This is a genomic window from Salegentibacter chungangensis (assembly GCF_042678405.1).
GTDB lineage: Bacteria > Bacteroidota > Bacteroidia > Flavobacteriales > Flavobacteriaceae > Salegentibacter_A > Salegentibacter_A chungangensis.
Genome location: NZ_JBHTLI010000001.1, coordinates 1,040,287 through 1,061,941, shown reverse-complemented (window position 1 = coordinate 1,061,941; position 21,655 = coordinate 1,040,287). Strand labels below are relative to the sequence as shown.

The following is a 21,655-nucleotide window of genomic DNA, read 5'->3' as shown; positions in this document are numbered from 1 at the left end:
TTTTGCAAAATTATGGTTTCAAGTTTATGCAATAGAACGCGCTGCGGAAGGTTTCCACATCATACACATCATATTGCAAACAAACTGGTACATTTTTCGTTATTAAGCGTTTACAAAGATAACATCAGAATTTTTTAAAATCCAAACCGAAAATTCATTTTTACGGATATCGGAAAATAAACTTCTTTTTTTAGTGAATTACGAAAAAATGCCAATCCTATAAAAAGAAGTTAAAGAGTGTTTGCATCCCGACAATTTTTATACATTTGTATCCGAATTATTTACAGGGACAGATTTGACTGATTGCAACCCTAAAATATGCCCCGGCATATTTAAAATGCTAAAGCAGTAATTATACTTCTGTATTCAGCTTCTCACGTCAAAAATCTCCCTTTCTTTAAAACATAAAATTAAAGATATGGCGTATTTATTTACTTCAGAAAGTGTTTCTGAAGGACACCCCGATAAAATTGCTGATCAGATCAGCGATACTTTACTGGATAATTTTCTGGCATTCGATGAGAATTCCAAAGTTGCTTGTGAAACCCTTGTTACCACAGGCCAGGTTGTTCTTGCCGGAGAGGTAAGAAGCGATACTTATCTTGATGTACAGAATATTGCCCGTGATGTGATCAATGATATTGGGTACACTAAAGGAGCGTATAAATTCAGTGGAGATTCCTGCGGAGTGATCTCCCTTATCCACGAACAGTCCCAGGATATTTACCAGGGTGTGGACCGTGGAAATAAAGAGGAGCAGGGAGCCGGAGACCAGGGAATGATGTTTGGTTACGCGACCAACGAAACCTCTAACTATATGCCTCTTGCCCTGGACATCTCTCACAAGATGCTTATTGAACTTGCTAAGCTGCGAAGAGAGAATTCAGAGATCACCTATCTCAGACCGGACTCCAAAAGCCAGGTTACTATTGAATATAGTGACGATAATGTTCCGCAACGCATAGTTTCCATTGTACTTTCTACACAGCACGACGATTTTGACGCCGATGATGAGAAAATGCTAAAAAAGATCAAGAAAGACATCATCGAGATCCTAATCCCAAGGGTGAAAGAACAATTACCTGAATATGTTCAGAAGCTTTTTAACGATGACATAAAATATCATATTAACCCGACAGGGAAATTTGTGATCGGAGGTCCCCACGGAGACGCGGGGCTTACCGGCCGTAAGATCATCGTTGACACCTATGGCGGGAAAGGAGCTCACGGAGGAGGAGCATTTTCAGGAAAAGACCCAAGTAAGGTAGACCGTTCTGCGGCTTATGCTTCAAGACATATCGCTAAGAACCTTGTTGCTGCGGGAGTTTCAGATGAAGTTCTTGTTCAGGTTTCCTATGCAATAGGTGTGGTTGAGCCCACCTCGATCTTTGTGGATACCTACGGAAAATCCAAGGTAGATATGAGCAATGGGGAGATCGCTAAAAAAGTGGCCGAGATCTTCGATATGAGACCTGCTGCAATTGAGGATCGATTGAAGTTAAGAAGTCCTATCTACAGAGAAACCGCTGCTTACGGGCATATGGGAAAAGAACCAAAAACGGTAACCAAGATCTTTAAAAGTCCTTATTCAGGAGAAGTGAAAAAAGAAGTTGAGCTTTTCACCTGGGAAAAACTGGATTATGTAGACAAGGTCAAGGAAGCTTTTAATCTGGATTAAATTTCCACAACATAAACTATTTATAAGCCGCTTTAATAGCGGCTTATTTTTTGGGCTTTTCTTCGCAAAGCTTTAACAACTTGGCGCCCTTTTAATTCCTAATTTTAAATATCACCAATAATTTTCCAAATGTCGGTTTTTAAAAAAGTTAGGAACACTTTCAACCTTTTGAAGTCTGTTGATATGGATCAACTGGCTAAAATCAATAAAAAAATCGACCTCGCGGAAGCAATGGAGACTTTAGGCAAGTTAGACGACCGTCAATTGAAAGGATTGATGAAAATGTTAAAAACAAAACGCCGAAAAGGTCAAAGTGACCTCCCGCCTATTGACGGCGATTTTTACAATCTCGATCTCAAATTAACCGAAGAACAAAGGGAACTTCAGCTTAAGGTGCGCAACTTTATGGAAGATGAAGTGCGTCCTATCGTGAATGACCACTGGAACAGGGCTAAATTCCCCTTCGAGATCATAGAGAAGTTCAAAAAGCTGAATATTGCCGGGGTACCTTATGAAGGCTACGGCTGCCCCAACCTACCCTTTTTAATGGAGGGAATCATTGCCCAAGAGATCGCACGGGTAGATGTTTCCATCTCTACATTTTTTGGGGTACACAGCGGGCTTGCTATGGGATCAATCTATTTGTGCGGCAGCGATGAGCAGAAACAGGAATGGCTACCCAAAATGCAGAAGCTTGAAAAGATAGGCGCCTTCGGTCTTACAGAACCCAATGTGGGTTCGGGTGTGGCCGGCGGTTTGGAAACCACTTGCAGGTTTGATGGAGAAAACTGGGTTCTGAACGGACAGAAGAAATGGATAGGAAATGCCACTTTTTCGGATGTGACCGTTATCTGGGCCAGGGACGAAAAAACCAATAAGGTTAAGGGTTTCCTTGTAAGGAAAGAAAACCCGGGCTTTAAAGCCGAAAAGATGAGAGATAAGATGGCGCTTAGGATCGTTCAAAATGCGCTTATCACCCTTACCGACTGCAAAGTCCCGGAGCACGACAGGTTGCAGAAAGCCAATTCATTTAAAGATACAGCCAATGTATTACGAATGACCCGTGCAGGAGTGGCCTGGCAGGCCGTTGGTTGCGCCAGGGGAGCCTACGAAAGCGCATTAAAATACACCAGAAAAAGGGAGCAGTTCGGAAGGCCAATTGCCTCCTACCAGCTTATTCAGAATCACCTGGTAGAAATGCTTTCCAACCTTACTGCGATGCAAACCCTTGTATTCCGGCTGTCGGAATTACAGGATCAGGGTGAACTAACAGACGAACACGCCTCTCTGGCCAAGGTTTACTGCAGCATGCGAATGCGTGATGTGGTAAGCCGTGCAAGAGAAGTAATGGGCGGTAATGGAATTTTATTGGAGTATGATGTGGCCCGCTTTGTTGCAGATGCCGAGGCCATATATAGTTACGAAGGAACAAAAGAGATCAACTCACTCATTGTAGGCCGGGCGATCACAGGCTACAGTGCATTTGTGAGCTAATTAATAATTTAAAATCATATAAAAAAGTAATGTCATTTTTAATTGTAAGTCCGGGCAGAGACCCGAAAGCCTGGATCAAGGCACTGGAAAATCATCATCCGGGATTGAATATTTATACGTATCCCGAAGAGCACGATAAAGAAGAAGTAGAATTTGCATTAGCCTGGAACCATCCCCGCGGATTATTTAAGAATTATCCCAACCTGAAGGTGATCGCCTCTATGGGAGCCGGGGTAGATCATATCACCAGTGATTCCGAAATTCCGGAAGATATCACTATTACAAGGGTTATTGACGACAGACTCACCGAAGATATGAGCGTTTTTGTAATGGCCCAGGTTATGGACAGGATCAGGGACCTTTCATTATACAAAGAGCAGGAGTCTGAGAAGAAATGGAATCCTGTTAGCTATCACAGAATTGAAGATGTAAAAATCGGAATTATGGGTATGGGCGTTATGGGTACCGCCGTTGGTAAACGCCTTGCAAAAAATGGTTTCCCTGTAAAAGGCTGGGCCAGATCTGAAAAAGAGATCGAAGGAATAGATACTTACCACGGTGAAGAAGGACTTGCAGAGTTCCTGGAAGAGACGATGATCCTTGTATGTCTTCTTCCTCTTACTCCGGAGACCGAAAACATCCTGGACAAGGATATCTTTGAAAAGTTACCCAAAGGCGCATATATCATCAATGTTGCCCGCGGTGAGCATCTGGTGGAACACGACCTGCTGGAAATGATAGACAGCGGGCATCTCTCCGGGGCGGCTTTAGATGTTTTCAGAGAGGAGCCTTTAAAGGAAGATCATCCTTTTTGGGAGCATCCAAGAATAAAAGTTACTCCACATATTGCCAGTATGACCAAAGCAGAGTCTGTTGTACCCCAGATCGTTGAGAACTATGAAAGAATGAAGGAAAATGAATCCCTCAAGAATGTTGTGGAGCGCGAAAAAGGATACTAAGCACCAAACACTTTAATTATGAAAGAGATCAATAATATTCTGGTAGCCATAGATTTCAATGATGCTGTAGGCGATCTGTTGGGCTATGCCGAAAGTATTGCCGAAAAATACGGATCGAAGATCTGGATCGTGCACGTGGCCGAGCCGGAACCGGATTTCGTAGGTTACGAGCCCGGCCCTCAGTACATAAGGGATATGAAGGCTGAAGAGTTCCAGGAGGAGCACCGAACCCTGCAATCGCTTACCGAAACCTTTATCGATAAAAGCATTCCAAGCGAAGCCTTATTGATACAGGGGTCTACGGTTGACACCGTGATGGAAGAGGCCGAAAAATTAAATTGTGACCTGCTGGTTTTGGGAACTCATAAACACAGTTTTCTCCACAACTTATTAGGAGAAAGTGTATCACTGGAGATCTTGAAAAAATCCAGCTTTCCTATGCTTACCGTTCCCATAGAAGAAGACTGATCACATTTCAAAGATTGTTGTTATCTTGGTTTTCTGAACAAACCCGGAAAACCAGGATAACTTATGATCACCAGACAAGAGCTGGAACAGGTTCACCAGCGCATTCTTCCACATATACACCGCACCCCGGTGCTTACCTCTCACCTGATTAATGAAATTTCCGGAAGCGATTTATATTTTAAATGTGAGAATTTCCAGAGAATGGGAGCATTTAAAATGCGGGGCGCTGCCAATGCCATATTAAATCTCAGTAAAGACAAACAAAGAAAAGGAGTGGTAACCCATTCCTCAGGTAATTTTGCCCAGGCCATCTCCCTTGCTGCAAAAAGTTTAGGTGTTCCCGCCTATATAGTTATGCCCTCTTCAGCTCCCGAGGTTAAAAAAGCGGCTGTAAGAACCTACGGGGGGAAGATCACAGAATGCCCGCCAAACCTAAAAGATCGGGAGGATACTGCTAAAAAAATCATGGAGGAGACCGGAGCTACTTTCCTGCATCCTTCCAACGACCTGGATGTGATCTACGGCCAGGGAACAGCCGCCATAGAATTGCTGGAAGAACAACCTGAACTTGAATATATTATCACACCCGTTGGCGGTGGCGGACTGCTTGCCGGAACAGCCCTCGCTATAAAACATTTTGGAATAAAATGTAAATCTATAGGTGCTGAACCCTTTGAAGCGGACGATGCCTACAGGTCCTTAAAAAACGGAAAGATCGAAACAAACACCTCGACCAATACCATTGCCGATGGTCTTAAGACCCAGCTTGGAGATAAGAACTTTCCCTTAATACAGGAACTGGTTCAGGAAATCATCAGGGTTGAAGAATCTGAGATCAAACAAGCGATGAAGCTCATCTGGGAAAGAATGAAGATCATCGTAGAGCCGTCCAGCGCCGTTGCTCTTGCTGCCGTGCTTAGAGAAAAGGAAAAATTCAAAGGGAAGAAGACGGGAATCATCATTTCCGGCGGGAACGTAGACCTCCGGAACCTTCCTTTTTAGACCCTTACATTTCGCCCCCTGCGGTTTAATTTTTTCAGAATTCCAGAAGCCGTATATTTAGCATCTTATTAAAAAATAACAAGATGCTTAAGAATTCTTTACCTGCGTTAATTCTGCTGTTACTAACCTCAAGCCTGTTCTCACAGGAAAAAAAAGAAAACAAATGGAACGTTTCCAATCCATATCCCGAAGACTGGAACATAAAGGAAGTTCCTTTAAAGACAGATGAAGGCACCTGGATGAACCTGGACGTTAGTCCGGATGGGAAGACCATTGTTTTCGATCTTTTAGGAGACATTTATAAAATGCCTGTTTCAGGCGGGAAAGCAACTGCTTTAAGAACAGGGATGGCCTATGAGCTGCAACCAAGATTCAGCCCGGATGGCTCAAAGATCTCCTTTACCAGTGATGCCGGGGGTGGAGATAACATATGGACTATGGATGCCGATGGCAGCAATGCAAAGCAGCTCACCGAAGAAGATTTCCGGCTGCTGAACAATGCCGTATGGACCGCTGACGGAAATTCCATAATCGCCAGAAAACATTTCTCCTCTACCCGCTCTTTAGGCGCCGGGGAAATGTGGCAATACCATATTGCCGGAAATGGCGGCCTGCAACTTACCGAGAGAAAGAACGATCAGCAGGATGTAAATGAGCCTTCTGCTTCGCCTGATGGAAAATATCTTTACTACAGTGAAGATATGTATCCGGGAGGAAACTTTCAGTATAACAAGGACCCGAACAAACAGATATATGTTATTAAGCGCTACGATTTTGAAACCGGGGAGAATATCACCATTACCGGAGGACCGGGAGGTGCGGCCAGGCCCCAGGTTTCCAGAGACGGAAAACTGCTTGCCTTTGTAAGAAGGGTAAGAACAAAATCGGTGCTTTTTATCCAGGACCTTAAAACCGGGGAAGAATGGCCGGTGTATGACGATCTTAGCAAGGACCAGCAGGAAGCCTGGGCAATTTTCGGCGTATACCCCAATTTCAGCTGGATGCCGAACAACGAGGAGATCGTTTTCTGGAGTGAAGGAAAGATCAAAAAGGTGAATATAAAGACCTCTGAAACCAGCGAGATCCCTTTCCAGGTAGATACAAATATCAAAATTGCTGAAACCGTGGCTTCAGACCACAAAGTATTTTCAGAAGAATTCAACCCGAAAGTGATCAGGCATGCGGTAACTTCACCCGATGGGAAAACCCTTGTTTTTAATGCGGTGGGGTATCTTTGGAAAAAGAAACTTCCTGACGGAAAACCACACAGGATAAGCGAGGAAGAAAATTTTGAATTTGAACCTGACTTCTCCCCTGACGGAAAAGAGATCGTTTATGTAAGCTGGGACGATGAAGAGCTTGGAACCATCAAAAGAGTTTCGCTTTCCGGCGGAAAACCAGAAGTACTTACCACCGAAAAAGGGATATACAGAAACCCTTCTTATTCCAACAACGGTAAAATGATCGTGTTCTCCAAAGAAAGAGGGAACAGCGACCAGGGCCGTACCTTCACCAAAGAACCGGGAGTTTACCTGATGTCTTGGGAAGGAGAAAATATGAAAAGGATCCTGAAAGAAGGAGACTTCCCGATATTTAATGTAGATGACAGCAGAATATTTTTCCAGACCGGCGGTTATTTCTTTGGCGAACTCACCAAGGAACTTAAAAGTGTAAATCTTAACGGGCTCGAGGAAAGAACTCATATAAAGTCCAAATATGCTAACCGGTTACTGCCAAGTCCGGATAATAAATGGATTGTTTTCTCCAATCTTCATAAAGCATATCTGGCGCCATTGGTGATGACCGGACAGCCTGTAGATCTTGACGCCAAGACCAAAGCAGTTCCCGTAAGCCAGATTACCAAAGATGCAGGGATCAACCTTCATTGGTCCAATGACAGCAAAAAAGTGCACTGGACCCTTGGAGATGAGTATTTCACCAATAAAGTTTCTGAAAGATTCACCTTCCTTAAAAATTCTCCGGATTCAATTCCTCCGGTCACCGAAGAAGGGACAAAAATAGGATTAAAGGTAAAGACCGATGTTCCAGAGGGCCAGATCGCTTTTACCAACGCCCGAATCATCACAATGAATAAAAATCAGGAGGTGATCGAAAGCGGAACGGTCCTGGTCAGGGAAAATAAGATCGTGCAGATCGGTCCTGCTTCAGAAGTAAAAGTCCCTTCGAATGCAAAGGTTTATGATGTTAAAGGGAAAACCATAATGCCAGGGATCATTGATGTACACGCTCACGTAGGGGCCTTCAGATATGGCCTTACTCCCAAAAAGCACTGGCCTTCCTATGCCAACCTGGCCTTTGGAGTAACCACGGCCCACGATCCTTCCGCTTTAAGCGAGACTGTTTTTGGCATTTCTGAACTTATTAAAAGCGGGGAAATGGCCGGGCCACGACTGTATTCCACCGGGATTATCCTGTATGGTGCCGAAGGAGACTTCAAGGCGGTGATCAACGATCTGGACGATGCCCGATCGGCTTTAAGAAGAACCAAGGCTTTTGGAGCATTTTCTGTAAAAAGCTATAACCAGCCGCGAAGGGAACAACGCCAGCAAATACTTCAGGCGGCACGCGAGCTTGACATGAATGTGGTGCCAGAAGGAGGAAGTACCTTTTTCCACAATATGAATATGATCGTTGACGGACACACCGGGATAGAACATAACATTCCCGTTGCACCGGTCTATAAAGATGTAAGGACCTTGTGGAGTAACAGCAACACCGGTTATACTCCCACCCTTATAGTAAATTACGGAGGGATTAACGGCGAGTATTACTGGTATGACAAGACCAATGTCTGGGAGAATGAGAAATTACTGAATTTTACTCCAAGGCATTTGGTGGATTCCAGAGCAAGGCACCGTACAAAGCTTCCGGAAGAAGAATATGAGAACGGTCCTATCCTGGTTTCTGAAACAGCAAAAAAGCTGACCGATGCAGGCGTAAAAGTGAACCTTGGAGCTCACGGCCAATTACAGGGCCTGGGCGCCCACTGGGAGCTTTGGCTTCTACAGATGGGCGGTATGACGAATATGGAAGCGCTTCAGGCAGCCACCATTAACGGAGCCGAATATTTAGGCATGCAGAAAGAGATCGGATCACTGGAAGAAGGAAAACTGGCAGACCTTATCGTACTGAATGAGAACCCCTTGGAAGACATCAGAAATTCTGAGAGTATCATCTACACCATGGTGAACGGAAAACTTTATGATTCGGAAACTATGAACAAAATTGGGAATAATCCCGAAAAAAGAGGTAAATTTTACTGGGAAAACAATCGCTATAACGCAGCGTTCCCCTGGCACGAAAGCTCCGAAAGTTTTACACTTCCGGGCTGTATTTGCCGTGATTTCGGGCACTAGGGAGAGCAAAGCTTCATAACTGTGGACTATGGAACTATATATTACAGTTGCCATTATCTTCATCGGGATAATCTTATTTATTCGCGATTATTTCTCCATAGACACCACTTCAATTATCATTATGGCACTATTTATAGTGTCAGGAGTCTTAAGCCCGGAGGAAGGATTCTCCGGGTTTAACCACCCTGCGACCATAACTCTGGGGTGTATGTTCGTGGTTAGTGCAGGCATATTTAAATCGGGGATCATAGACGGGCTTAGCAGCAAGATCATCAGGATCGCCAAGATAAATTACATTTTCGCCCTGATGACCTTTTGTGCCACGGCAGCTGTATTTTCGGCCTTTATTAATGACTCGGCGGTGGTTGCCATTCTTATCCCTATGGCCCTGGTGGTATGCCGGGAAACCGGGATAAGCCCGGCAAGATTACTCATCCCCATTTCCTTTTCGGCCCTTTTCGGCGGCACCTGCACGCTTATAGGGACCTCCACCAACCTGCTGGTTAGCGGTTATGCGCAGCAAAGCGGCCTGGAACCATTCGGGATGTTCGATTTTTCCCTTCCGGCGATCTGCCTGATGGCCATCGGCCTGAGCTATATCATTATTGTGGGACCAATTTTGCTTCCCAAACGAAGGTCTACTTACGAAGCCGGTTTCAAAAAAGAAGCCGAAAAATATATGGCCGAGATCCAGTTACTACCAACCGGAGATGATGTGGATAAAATAATACAGAAGTCCAAACTGGCGAACAGCTATAAAGCACAGATCCTTAGCATTAAAAGAAAACATCACCGGGTTTATGAGATCAATGGGGAGACCGTGCTTAGGGGGGATGATCTTATCAAGATCTTAATAGACCCGCAAAGCCTGGCTAAGCTCAAAGCGAGTTCAACTTACCTTTTAATAGGCGATGAAAACGTAATTGACGTTACCGAAGAGCAGGAAGGCGGAAAGGAGAAGAAGTCCACAAAAGATGAGAAAATGATTTATGAGGTAATGATCCCCTATGGTTCTAACATTGCTGAAAAATCTTTACAGCAGTTAAATTTCAGAAATACCTATTACGCTTCGGTACTGGCTATAAGGCATAGAAAAGAGACCATCACTCAGGATGTTGCTCATACCATTTTAAGGGAAGGGGATATGATGCTGCTTTACGCTTCAGAAAGAGCAATTTCCACTCTTAACTCCAGAAAACTGGTAGTAACACTTTCTGAGTACCAGGGTAAAAAACTGGATTACAAGAAGGCTATCCCGGCCTTACTGATCACTGCAGGAGTAGTTCTTGCTGCAGCCTTTAATATCACCTCTATCCTCATAAGCGCTATGGTGGGAAGTTTATTACTAGTCACCACGACTATCCTCAAGCCCAAAGAAGCTTATAAAGCTATTGAATGGAAGGTGATCTTTATGATGGCGGGAGTGCTATCTATGGGAAAGGCCCTGGAAAAAACCGGGGGTTCCGATATAATTTCACAATTTATTTTTGAAAATATGGGTTCCCTTGACCCCCGTATTACCCTGAGCTTGATCTTCCTTCTCACATTCCTGTCCACAAACGTGTTGTCGAGCAAAGCTTCAGCAGCTCTTATGACGCCTATTGTTATCAGCCTGGCATCAGCAATGCAGGTAAGCGAAAAGCCATTTCTTATAGGTGTCATGTTTGCCTGCTCACTTACCTTTATGACCCCGGTTAGCTATCCTGTGAACACTATGGTCTATGCTCCCGGAAATTACCGGTTCAGGGATTTTTTAAAATTCGGGACCCCTCTTAATTTTATCATTTGGCTGGCAGCCTCATTCATAATCCCCATATTTTTCCCGTTCTAGTCGCCCATATTTAAAATTTGGAGTCGGTTGAATAGTTCTGAGGCTCACTTTTCATTCCTTTTAACTCAACCGGCATTTTGCCTATATTTAACAGATCTAATTGATGTTCCTTATGGAAATAATCGTGGTAATATCGCTGTTGGTGCTGGCCATTATTTTATTCGCTTCCGAAAAATTTTCGGTAGACGTAGTTACTATTGGGCTGCTTGTTATCCTTGCACTTAGCGGTATTATCACGCCACGTGAAGCCTTCGAAGGTTTCAGCAATGATTTCATCATTATCCTTGCTTCCATTTTTGTGATCTCCGGAGCGCTTTCGGAAACAGGTTTACTCAATAAACTGGGCTCAAGAATGATCAAAAGCATCAGAAGTAAGACCATCTTTATAGGTTATACGATGTTCATCACCGGAGCACTTTCAGCTTTTATGAACAATACCACCGTTACCGCCCTGGTCACCGGTCCTGTAGTGGGAATAAGCAGAAAACTGGGAATAAGTCCTTCAAAGGTACTGATTCCGGTAGCTTATGCTTCTATTTTGGGCGGCACTTGCACGCTTATAGGCACCTCTACGAATGTGGCGGTAAGTGGTTATATTGAAAGCGCAGGACTGGAACCGCTCACGTTTTTCGAAATTTTCTGGATCGGGCTTATCTTATTCGGAACAGGCTTTATCTTTCTGCTGGTTTTTGGGAACAAGATCCTTCCGAACTATTCGGGGGCCAGCATAGATAAAGAATATAACTTCAAGCAGTACCTTTCTGAAATAATCATCCCGCAGGATTCCGACCTGGTAGGGCAAAGGGCATTTACCTCAGACCTCTCAAAGCTGGACATAAAGATCTTTAAGATCATAAGAGCTAAGAAGGAAATCATCCCGAACCAGCATACGCTTCTTGAAAAAAATGACATCTTACTTATTGAATGCCAAATTAACGACCTCATCAGGATAAAGGAATCTGCAGGAATCGAGGTCCTGGCAGATATGATTTCACGCAGCGAGCTACAGAGCGACCAGGTAACCTTACTGGAGTTACTTATAATACCCAGCTCAAAACTTCTGGACAAAACCCTCAAGGAAGTAAAATTCCGCCAAAACTATAACCTTGTGGTACTCGGGATACACCGGCTGGGAGGTAAGGTTTCTGAGAAGATCGGGAATGTTCGCTTTCGTATTGGAGATGTCTTGCTGGTTCAGGGAACCGAAGAATCTGTAGAAGCCGTTCGTAATTCTAAAGATTTCTCTATTCTTGGGGATTACCGGGTGAATATGTTCAAAGAGCGGAAGGGCGTTTTTGCAGCATCGATATTCCTTCTGGCGGTTATCCTTGGGTCCCTGCAAATAGTCCCGCTCTCCATCGCATTTTTAACCGCTGCATTACTTACCGTGGTTAGTGGGGCCATTAATGTAGAGCGGGCCTATGAATTGATGAACTGGAAACTTCTAATCCTCATAGGAGGGATGAGTGCCTTTGGAACAGCTATGGAAAATTCCGGAGCCTCAAACTTTCTGGCAGAGAACATTATGAACCTTTTGGGCGATTTCGGCGAAATGTATATCCTTGCCGGATTCGTTATCCTGGTGATCCTGCTCACCCAGCCAATGTCTAATGCTGCTGCAGCATTGGTGGTATTACCAATTGCCCTGGAAACCGCCGAATTACTGAATGCTGATCCCCGGAGTTTTGCCATTGCCATAATGCTTGGCGCTTCGGTCTCCTTAATTACACCATTTGAACCATCCTGTATCCTGGTGTATGCTCCCGGAAGATATAAATTCATAGATTTTCTAAAGGCCGGTTTACCCCTTACCCTTATATTATTGATTATAATTCTCCTGCTTGTTCCCATTATCTGGCCTTTACGTTAAACCACTAACAGACCTATGCTTATAAATTATTAGCTGAATATCTTTTTAAAGTTAGGAACACCTGTTAACTTTATCCTTTGGATAGCAGGCACAATTATAACCCCTATATTATTCCCATTTAATATGAGACGAGTAAAATTACACAACCCATTTAAAAGCAGAATTATAGATGAAGAGCTTATCAGGGAGCACCTTGCCCTGGAACGCACCAAGCTTGCCAACGAGCGCACCCTGCTTTCCTATATCCGTGCATCTTTATACCTTCTTTTAGGTGGTTTGGCCCTAATACAGTTAAAAGCCTATGATGATACCGTAAAGTGGATTGGTTATTCCTCGCTTGTAGTAAGTGTAATTTTCATTACCATAGGAATTTCAAGATATCTTGTGTTATTGCGTAAGCTCAACAAGCTTTTGAGGACAGATAAGAGGCGTCCTGAAAACAACGATTAATATATCACCCCAGATCCCCTGTGCTGCAAACCTTTACTCATTATTTTCTTCATTTTATAGCTATTGGCCTTATAGCCTGGCTCTACGATCCTAAAAACTGGAGAAGGAACTGGTTTATTCTCCTGGGAACAATGCTGGTAGACCTGGATCATATTTTTGCAAACCCTATATTTGATCCTAACCGCTGCGGAATTGGTTTTCATCCCCTGCATTCAGAATTGGCAATAGGTGTTTATTTCTTCGGAATCCTGCTAATCAGACATAAGATTATAAGACTCATCTCCATAGGATTGCTTTTTCATATGGTCACCGACCTTACAGATTGTTTATGGATGTTCTCTAAATGTGAAGAATGCTATTACGCTTCAGAGCTCAGCAAATATGGAGAGTTCTTATTCAGAAAGTGATTCTTTTACCAGCCCGCTAAAGAGTTTGCTCATTTTATCCAGAACCGGGTGATCTTCGAGGCCATATCTTTTTTGAAGAAATTCAGGTCTGTTGTAAGATATCTTAACGATGCCGTCTTCATCTTCCCAAACCAGGATCTTCATTGGGAGGTCCAGGCCAATGCAAATATCTTCCTGCATCAGTTTTGTCCCGCCCAAAGGATTGCCAAAAATAATAAGACCACTATCCCTTAACCCTATTTCGGCAGCCACGGCATTTTCCTGGTGATTGACTTCGGCCATAATTTGAAAACCATCTTTCTTAAGAATGGCATTCCTTAGATTATTATAGGTTGTATTATAGTCCTTTGCGCTGGACCGTATAACCACACCCCGAATGCCGTATACCTCTGAAGCATTTCCTCTTTTGGGGCGGCTATTCGTTGCCAATTTAACGCTTTCCTCTAAAAACCTACACATCTGCCTCAACTCTTTCCTTCTCTTAAGATTATAACGAGTCTTTAAATATTCCATACTGTTATAAAGCACAAACACCTCTCCCTCTTCACTCTTAAAGACCAGGATCTTATGCGGAAGATCAAGCCCTAACAATTGCCGTTCCTGCATTGCCGGACTCCCTAATTCAGGGTTTCCGAAGATGATAAGCCTGGAAAAAGAAAGCTCAAGACCTACTTGTTTTGCATTTTGAGCGTGATCTATTTCGCTTATAATTTTAACTCCTTCAGCAGACTTAAGCTGGGATATAATTTTAGAATAAGTCTCTTCAAAACCATTATCGCTTTTCACCAGTTTGCTTCCCGCAGGCATACAATCGGCTTTATATTCCCCTGGAATACAGAACAGGCAGAGACTAAAAAGGAGAGCCAGAACATTCATAGTCGAATTGTTTAGTTGGAAAGCGTACTATAAGTTAAGAAAATAAGGGCAGATTCAGAAACAAAAAAATTCTGATCACGTTATTAATTAAAGCAAACCAAAAGAGGTCGGTTAGCGAAAACTTGTATATTTACATCTTTAAAATCTATGTATCTTATCCAACCAATCGGCCGATAAATTTAAAAATATGCACGTAGCAATTGCAGGAAATATAGGAGCTGGAAAAACAACTCTTACCAAACTATTAGCTAATCATTACAAATGGGAACCTAATTATGAAGACGTTCTGGAAAATCCGTATCTCGAGGATTTTTACAATAAAATGGAGCGTTGGTCCTTCAACCTTCAGATCTATTTTTTAAACAGCAGGTTTCACCAGATCCTGAAGATAAGAGAGAGCGGTAAGAAGATCATTCAGGACAGGACCATTTATGAAGATGCGCATATTTTTGCACCCAACCTGCACGCAATGGGCCTAATGACCAACAGAGATTTTGAGAACTATAAGTCTTTATTCGATCTTATGGAAAGCGTCGTTAAAGGCCCCGACCTTCTTATCTATCTTAGAAGCAGTATTCCCAATCTGGTGAACCAGATCCATAAACGCGGAAGAGATTATGAAAATTCGATCTCTATAGATTATCTAAGCAGGTTAAATGAAAGGTATGAAGCCTGGATACACGGCTACAACAAAGGAAATCTTGTGATTATTGATGTGGATAATATTAACTTTGTAGATAACCCGGAAGACCTCGGGAACATCATTAACAAAATTGACGGAGAGTTACACGGTTTGTTTTAAAATTAAACATTATGGAAGCAACTAAACACAAAAGACCAAAACATAAGGGTTCTGCTCAGCTCTTCAAAAACCCTATTCTTGAAAAACTAACTCATACACATATCGCGGCACCTTTGGCAATATTCACCATTATATCTGCAGTGCTTATTTATTTCGGAATTGTTGAGAAAGGATTCGAAGTACCCAGTATGATCCTTCTTTTTCTGGGAGGATTCTTCTTTTTTACCCTGGTTGAATACCTGATGCATAAACATCTTTATCATTTACCGGTAACCAACCCAAAAAGGGAGAAATTCGTTTATACCATGCACGGGGTACATCACGATTATCCGAAGGATAAAGACAGGCTTGCAATGCCTCCAATTTTAAGTCTTATTCTGGCCACCGTTTTCTTTGTGATCTACCGCAGTGTAATGGGAGATTATGCTTTCGGATTTTTGGCGGGCTTCCTTATGGGCTATACAGCCTATCTTGGAGTGCACTATTCTGTACATGCGTTCAAGGTTCCGAATAACTTCCTGAAAGTGCTTTGGCACCATCACAGTATTCACCATTACCGTGAGCCGGACAGGGCGTTTGGAGTTTCTTCACCGCTTTGGGACTATGTTTTTGGCACTATGCCGAGAAAATCACCGGTAAAGGACAGAGCTGAGGCTGGCTCCAGTATAGACGACCACAAATAATCCCTAAATAAACCCATTTTCACGGGCATGCTCTTCAGCTTCTTTTGAGGAGTCTGCAAGAAAGACCGGAGTCGTTTCAAATTCTTCGACTACGCTGCGAACCCTTTGCATTCGCCCCTTATGCTTCACGCTTCTTAGGTAAATAGCCAGGATGCGATCAGTATACTGGGCGGCAATATCGGTGTAAATAGAAGCATCGTGTTCCCCACTGTCTCCAATAAGGATAAACTTTAGGTCTGGATAAGTCTTCAGAATATTGATGATCTCCTTTTGCTTATGAGGTTTTTCAGGTTTCAAAGCCTGGTCGAAAGGAGTAATAAAATTGCGCAATAATACCGGGCCTTTAGGAAACTCGTTATAGTCCAGAAAGAGCTTCAGGTATTCATACATATTCCACGGACTATTACTCAAATAAAAGAAAGGATTTTTATTTTTCCCACTTTTTCCCAAATGTAGTTTCCTGTATAGATCGGCTGCTCCTTTCAGCGGAATTCTATTGTAAGCATTGGTGAGCAGGGAGTTCTTGAGAAGTCTCCATTTTAAGAAAGAAGTGACACCCGTATGTAGTATCGTATCATCTATATCACTTATTACCCCGTATTCCGCTTCCTTTTCCGGGATAAGAAACTCCCCAACAAAAGGATCTTTAAGAAGGTTCGTCCTTTCCCATAACTCATCTCTGTAATAAAGATTGAACTTCACCCAGCCTTCTTCATCGGCGTGCTCCGAAAGATCTTCATCTGTACTTTCTTTAAACAGAAAATAACCTTCGGCATCGGTCTCTTGACTTAAATTAAGTTTACCCGGGATCTCGAGCTTTATCTCTGCTTCCGGAATCTCAAAACTATCGAACTGCTTATAAGTATTCTTAATGGTTTTAAAGAAGGATTGCTCTTCGGTTATTTTTAGGGGCTCATTATCCAGGGCCCGCCCTTTTACGTAAAGATGCCTTGAGGTGCCGTAACTTCTGTATGGAGTGAGCAAAACCTGCTCGAGGTTTCGATAGCGCCCTATAAGTTTCTTTAAGCGTTTGACCATTTATTGCTGAAGTTTCAATTTTCAAGTTACTATTTCTAGTTTGTGACCCGGCTGAATTACAGGGGTTTTATAATAACTTTAATATTTCAGGAATTTCGAAGCGATTTTATCAGCTCCTTCTTGCTCATTTTACTCCGCCCTTCGATACCTACTTCCCGGGCTTTTTCATATAGTTCTTCCTTGGTACGGTCTTCATATTTTTCAGATTTTCCTCCTTTTTCTCCTGAATCAGAATCATTTGCAATACGTGCAGCTTTAGACTTGCTCATCCCCTTATCCCTGAGTTCTTCGTATTGTTCGTCATTCTTGATCTGCGGTCCGTGATTTTCAGCCATATCCTTAAAGTTTAAAATTGAACGTTTCTTATTCAATTTACGAGAATATGAATTGAATTTAGTTGACATCTTGTTAAATCAACACGGTGAATATCAACCGATTTTTACCGAACATTAACAACACACAAATTGAGTATAGAAGTTTTAAAACCGTCTAAAAGTGCCAGTTTTCAGGCCAAAGCAGCAAGGTAAGAATACCGGTGAGGATGGATAAGCCAAAGGCGATCCCCAGCCATTTTGTAAGTCTGCCCGAACCAATAGTTATAGCCAGCAGGCCTTTAAAAAAAAGGTTTGAAACAGAAGCCAGTAAAATGAGTTTCCAACCTGTTGCGGTCTTTATCGTTTCATTTTTGATCATATTAGACAACGAGAGGGTAATGGCATCAACGTCGGTTAGGCCGCTGATTATGGAAACAATATAAAGACCTCCCCTCCCAAATTGCTCTTTAGCAAAAGCTACCAGTATAAGAATAACCCCGTAAAGTATCCCGAATACGAGGGCTGTCTTAAACTGCGCCGGATTCTTAGGCTCCGGCAGTTGATTCAACTCATCGTCCTGTTTTATACGGTAAAAAAGCCAGATACAAATCCCGGCCATTATCACAAAGTTGAAAAGTATTGGCATTACTAGCTTTGGAAAGTCTGCGGGTATGATCACAAACACCTCCAAAAGTATCCTGATAACAGCTATGGCAGATGCAGTAGTGATCACAAAAGCTGCTACCATCGCAATATTTGGTGACTCCTTCTGCTTTCGGGCATAGCTTACGGTTGTTGCAGTACTGCTAATAAGTCCGCCCAGGATCCCGTTAGAAATAATCCCGGAATCTTTTCCGAAGAATTTATAAATAAAGTATCCTACAACACTTATCCCAACTATAAATACTACCATAAGCCAGATGTTGTGCGGGTTGAGCACATCAAAAGGTCCGTAGGTCTCATCCGGGAGTATGGGAAGAATAATAAGAGATATTCCCGCAAAGGTCATAATTGCGGAAATATCTGAATCTTTAAGTTTATCTATAAAATTATGAAGATGCGCCTTGGCATAAAGCAATATTGCCATCAGTCCGCCTGCCACAATGCCAATTATCCTGTCTCCCATCACCAGGTAAGCGCCAATGGCATACATTAGAAGCACGGCCACCTCGGTAGTCTGGCCGGGATCCATCTTGGTCTTTTTATCCAGGGCCTCCGCGACAAAGACCATTCCCGCCAGGCTAAGACCAAGCACCGGAAGAATAAAAGGATTATCGAGGTCACGGGTTAGGAATCCTGCAACAGTCCCCAAAATTGAAATCAGGGTGAAAGTGCGTACCCCGGCAATCCGGTTACGGGCGTGCTCGCGTTGTAAACCCACGAGCATTCCCAAACCGAGTGCTATACCCAGAGTCGTTAAATCCTCATAATTTATCATCTATTAAAAATAACACTTATTCTGCTTTCAAAACAGCAGCAGTCTCAGGAGTTTGTTCTACCTGAATAACTTTAGCCTCATCTTCCTCAAGCTCATCTGTAATATCGGTAGTATGACCTCCCAAAATAGGAGCCAGTACAAGCCCGATAAGACAGGTAAGCTTGATCAGAATATTCATAGAAGGCCCTGAAGTATCCTTGAAGGGATCTCCGACCGTATCTCCGGTAACCGCAGCCTTATGAGCATCAGAACCTTTATACATCATCTCTCCGTTGATCATTACTCCGGCTTCAAAAGACTTCTTGGCGTTATCCCAGGCACCTCCGGCATTGTTTTGAAATATCGCCCAAAGCACACCACTTACGGTAACTCCGGCCATATAACCTCCAAGCATTTCAGCGATAAGAACATTTTCGTAACCGAACAACATCGGGATCAAAGCAATAGCAATAGGGAAGCCGATGGTAAGGGCTCCCGGAAGCAGCATTTCACGAAGCGCTGCTTTTGTTGAAATTTCAACACATTTATCATATTCCGGTTTTCCGGTTCCTTCCATAATTCCCGGAATTTCCTTGAACTGTCTTCTTACTTCACGCACCATCTGCATTGCAGCCTTTCCAACAGAATTCATTGCAAGGGCCGAAAACACTACCGGCACCATTCCGCCAATGAACAGCATTGAAAGCACGGGAGCCTTAAAGATATTTATCCCGTCTATTCCCGTAAAGGTCACGTAAGCTGCGAAAAGTGCGAGCGAAGTAAGCGCTGCTGAAGCGATGGCAAATCCTTTACCGGTTGCTGCCGTGGTATTCCCTACGGAATCAAGAATATCGGTACGTTCACGTACCTCGGCAGGAAGTTCACTCATTTCTGCAATTCCCCCGGCATTGTCTGCAATTGGTCCGAAAGCATCAATAGCAAGCTGCATAGCCGTGGTAGCCATCATAGCCGAAGCGGCAAGAGCCACCCCGTAGAAACCTGCGAAAGCATAAGAAACCCATATCGCTACCGCAAATAATAAAACCGAAAGAAAAGTAGAGATCATCCCGGTCGCAAGTCCTGCAATAATATTGGTTCCTGCTCCCGTACTGGAGTTCTGAACGATAGAAAGCACGGGTTTCTTACCAAGGCCGGTATAATATTCGGTCACTGCCGAAATTAAACCTCCTACGCCAATCCCGACGAGAGTGGCATAAAACACGCGAATTGAAGAAATGGTTTTATATTCAAAACCTTCCTGCCCGCCTATAAAGAAGCCCATAGTCATACTTTTTGCAGGAAGCATCCAGGTCACAAGGAAGTAACTGGCCACCGCAACAAGACCTATAGAAACCCAGTTCCCGATGTTCAGGGCTTTTTGCACCTGAGCTTCCTTCGCGTTATTATCGGTGACCTTCACCAGTAGAGTTCCGATTATCGAGATAATGATACCTGCACCTGCAATCGCTATTGGAAGAAGTACGGGACCTATCCCTCCAAACCCGGAAGAGGTGATATCGCCTCCCATATCTTCAATAATATAATTACCTAGAACCATAGCCGCTAGAACGGTAGCCACATAACTCCCGAAGAGGTCGGCACCCATTCCGGCTACGTCTCCAACATTGTCCCCAACATTATCGGCAATGGTCGCAGGGTTTCTTGGATCGTCCTCAGGAATTCCGGCTTCCACTTTACCAACCAGGTCGGCTCCAACATCGGCAGCCTTGGTATAGATCCCTCCGCCAACACGGGCAAAAAGGGCTATGGATTCGGCTCCCAGGGAAAATCCGGCAAGGGTTTCGAGTACAACGGTCATATCGGCGGTGTTGGTCCAGACCCCACCCATAAAGTAGTTAAAAAAGAGTATAAAAAAAGTGGTAAGTCCCAATACCGCCAATCCTGCAACCCCGAGCCCCATTACGGTTCCGCCTCCAAAAGAAATCTTCAGCGCTTTTGGCAAACTGGTACGGGCAGCCTGGGTGGTGCGCACGTTACTTTGTGTTGCAATGCGCATTCCCATATTTCCGGCAAGCGCCGAAAAGAAGGCTCCAAAAATAAAAGCCACAACAATTAATATATGCGTGGTCGGGACAATGAATGAGATAGCGGCCAGGGCGATACTGGCTCCTATCACGAAAAAGGTTAATAATTTATATTCTGCATTTAAAAAGGCAAGCGCCCCTTCGTAGATGTGAGATGAAATATCTTTCATTTTTCCGTCTCCGGCATCCTGTTTCATCACCCAGGATCTTTTGGTCCACATAAATAGAAGGCCCAAAATTGCCAATATTGCAGGCATATAAATCATCATTGATTCCATATTAAATGTTAAGTTTTAGTTAATATGGCTAATGTAGTAAATCAATGATAATTAAAAAAGCAATAACTTTTTAAGGTTATTGCTTTCAATTATTCATTTTATGTAGCCTCAGATTATATTAAAATCCGAATCTGCTTTTATCACCATCATACTCCTCAAATCGTTTAACACACTGACGGATGATCTCACGGGCTTCTGCTGCGTCTCCCCATCCACCAACATCTACTTTTTTCTTTTCAAGATCCTTATAAACCTTGAAGAAATGCTCTATTTCCTTGATCAAATGCCCGTTAAGTTCCTGAAGGTCATTCAACCTGTTCCAGATAGGATCAGAAACCGGCACACAGATCACTTTTTCATCCGGACCTTTTTCATCGGCCATATGGAAAACACCTATTGGTTTTACTTCCATTACCACACCCGGAAAAGTTGGTTCACTTACCAACACCAGTACATCCAGCGGGTCGCTGTCCTGGGCCAGGGTATTCGGGATAAAGCCATAATCGGCAGGATACATCATAGAAGAAAATATCATTCGGTCATAACGAACTTTCTTCAGGTCAAAATCGTATTCGTATTTGTTTCTACTCCCCTTTGGGATCTCTATCAGTACATCAAAAGTCTCAGACATTTTTTCTTTCTTTATTATTCTCAATTTAGGGCGGC

At 43.3% G+C, this 21,655-nt stretch carries 18 protein-coding genes; 12 read left to right on the top strand and 6 right to left on the bottom strand.

The window, feature by feature from the left end; translation table 11 throughout:
• The first annotated feature begins 418 nt into the window (after positions 1-418).
• The 10 genes from metK to ACFQ3Q_RS04710 all read left to right on the top strand — a co-directional run bounded on the left by metK (position 419) and on the right by ACFQ3Q_RS04710 (position 13,536).
• Positions 419-1,678, top strand: a complete 1,260-nt coding sequence (gene metK / locus ACFQ3Q_RS04755) for a methionine adenosyltransferase (RefSeq protein ID WP_380743451.1) — start codon at positions 419-421, stop codon at positions 1,676-1,678.
• Between the two features lie 129 nt (positions 1,679-1,807).
• The gene (locus ACFQ3Q_RS04750; protein ID WP_380743449.1) at positions 1,808-3,172 is read left to right on the top strand and encodes an acyl-CoA dehydrogenase family protein; all 1,365 of its coding nucleotides are present in this window, start codon (positions 1,808-1,810) and stop codon (positions 3,170-3,172) included.
• A 29-nt stretch (positions 3,173-3,201) separates the two neighbouring features.
• The gene (locus ACFQ3Q_RS04745) at positions 3,202-4,131 is read left to right on the top strand and encodes a 2-hydroxyacid dehydrogenase (RefSeq protein ID WP_380743447.1); all 930 of its coding nucleotides are present in this window, start codon (positions 3,202-3,204) and stop codon (positions 4,129-4,131) included.
• A gap of 18 nt (positions 4,132-4,149) precedes the next feature.
• Positions 4,150-4,599 (top strand): universal stress protein, encoded by a 450-nt coding sequence (locus ACFQ3Q_RS04740; RefSeq protein WP_380743445.1) that lies wholly within the window; start codon positions 4,150-4,152, stop codon positions 4,597-4,599.
• A 63-nt stretch (positions 4,600-4,662) separates the two neighbouring features.
• Positions 4,663-5,601 (top strand): pyridoxal-phosphate dependent enzyme, encoded by a 939-nt coding sequence (locus ACFQ3Q_RS04735; protein WP_380743443.1) that lies wholly within the window; start codon positions 4,663-4,665, stop codon positions 5,599-5,601.
• Between the two features lie 83 nt (positions 5,602-5,684).
• The gene (locus tag ACFQ3Q_RS04730; RefSeq protein ID WP_380743441.1) at positions 5,685-8,978 is read left to right on the top strand and encodes an amidohydrolase family protein; all 3,294 of its coding nucleotides are present in this window, start codon (positions 5,685-5,687) and stop codon (positions 8,976-8,978) included.
• 28 nt (positions 8,979-9,006) lie between these two features.
• Positions 9,007-10,809 carry an SLC13 family permease gene (locus ACFQ3Q_RS04725; protein WP_380743439.1) on the top strand — a complete coding sequence of 601 codons (1,803 nt, stop codon included), beginning with the start codon at positions 9,007-9,009 and terminating at the stop codon, positions 10,807-10,809.
• A 112-nt stretch (positions 10,810-10,921) separates the two neighbouring features.
• The gene (locus ACFQ3Q_RS04720; RefSeq protein WP_380743437.1) at positions 10,922-12,679 is read left to right on the top strand and encodes an SLC13 family permease; all 1,758 of its coding nucleotides are present in this window, start codon (positions 10,922-10,924) and stop codon (positions 12,677-12,679) included.
• 123 nt (positions 12,680-12,802) lie between these two features.
• Complete coding sequence (locus tag ACFQ3Q_RS04715) at positions 12,803-13,129, top strand: DUF202 domain-containing protein (RefSeq protein WP_380743435.1); 327 nt, start codon at positions 12,803-12,805, stop codon at positions 13,127-13,129.
• Between the two features lie 20 nt (positions 13,130-13,149).
• Entirely contained in the window at positions 13,150-13,536 is a 387-nt protein-coding gene (locus ACFQ3Q_RS04710) for a DUF6122 family protein (protein ID WP_380743433.1), read from the top strand.
• Here the strand turns inward: ACFQ3Q_RS04710 and ACFQ3Q_RS04705 are convergent.
• The gene (locus ACFQ3Q_RS04705) at positions 13,522-14,412 is read right to left on the bottom strand and encodes a DUF302 domain-containing protein (protein ID WP_380743431.1); all 891 of its coding nucleotides are present in this window, start codon (positions 14,410-14,412) and stop codon (positions 13,522-13,524) included. The genes ACFQ3Q_RS04710 and ACFQ3Q_RS04705 overlap by 15 nt on opposite strands.
• A gap of 187 nt (positions 14,413-14,599) precedes the next feature.
• On the opposite strand from ACFQ3Q_RS04705, the gene ACFQ3Q_RS04700 reads away from it, so the two are divergent.
• Both ACFQ3Q_RS04700 and ACFQ3Q_RS04695 read left to right on the top strand, forming a co-directional pair.
• Positions 14,600-15,214, top strand: coding sequence for a deoxynucleoside kinase (locus ACFQ3Q_RS04700; RefSeq protein ID WP_380743430.1), 615 nt, complete (start codon positions 14,600-14,602; stop codon positions 15,212-15,214).
• 11 nt (positions 15,215-15,225) lie between these two features.
• Positions 15,226-15,897, top strand: coding sequence for a sterol desaturase family protein (locus ACFQ3Q_RS04695; RefSeq protein ID WP_380743427.1), 672 nt, complete (start codon positions 15,226-15,228; stop codon positions 15,895-15,897).
• A gap of 3 nt (positions 15,898-15,900) precedes the next feature.
• On the opposite strand, the gene ACFQ3Q_RS04690 is transcribed toward ACFQ3Q_RS04695, so the two are convergent.
• From ACFQ3Q_RS04690 to ACFQ3Q_RS04670, 5 genes are all read right to left on the bottom strand, one after another.
• The gene (locus ACFQ3Q_RS04690) at positions 15,901-16,935 is read right to left on the bottom strand and encodes an App1 family protein (protein WP_380743426.1); all 1,035 of its coding nucleotides are present in this window, start codon (positions 16,933-16,935) and stop codon (positions 15,901-15,903) included.
• 86 nt (positions 16,936-17,021) lie between these two features.
• The gene (locus tag ACFQ3Q_RS04685; protein ID WP_380743424.1) at positions 17,022-17,270 is read right to left on the bottom strand and encodes a DUF7218 family protein; all 249 of its coding nucleotides are present in this window, start codon (positions 17,268-17,270) and stop codon (positions 17,022-17,024) included.
• Between the two features lie 154 nt (positions 17,271-17,424).
• Positions 17,425-18,687, bottom strand: a complete 1,263-nt coding sequence (locus ACFQ3Q_RS04680) for an MgtC/SapB family protein (RefSeq protein WP_380743422.1) — start codon at positions 18,685-18,687, stop codon at positions 17,425-17,427.
• A 16-nt stretch (positions 18,688-18,703) separates the two neighbouring features.
• Positions 18,704-20,989, bottom strand: coding sequence for a sodium-translocating pyrophosphatase (locus ACFQ3Q_RS04675; RefSeq protein WP_380743420.1), 2,286 nt, complete (start codon positions 20,987-20,989; stop codon positions 18,704-18,706).
• Positions 20,990-21,107: 118 nt separating this feature from the next.
• Complete coding sequence (locus ACFQ3Q_RS04670) at positions 21,108-21,620, bottom strand: inorganic diphosphatase (RefSeq protein WP_380743418.1); 513 nt, start codon at positions 21,618-21,620, stop codon at positions 21,108-21,110.
• Positions 21,621-21,655 lie beyond the last annotated feature (35 nt).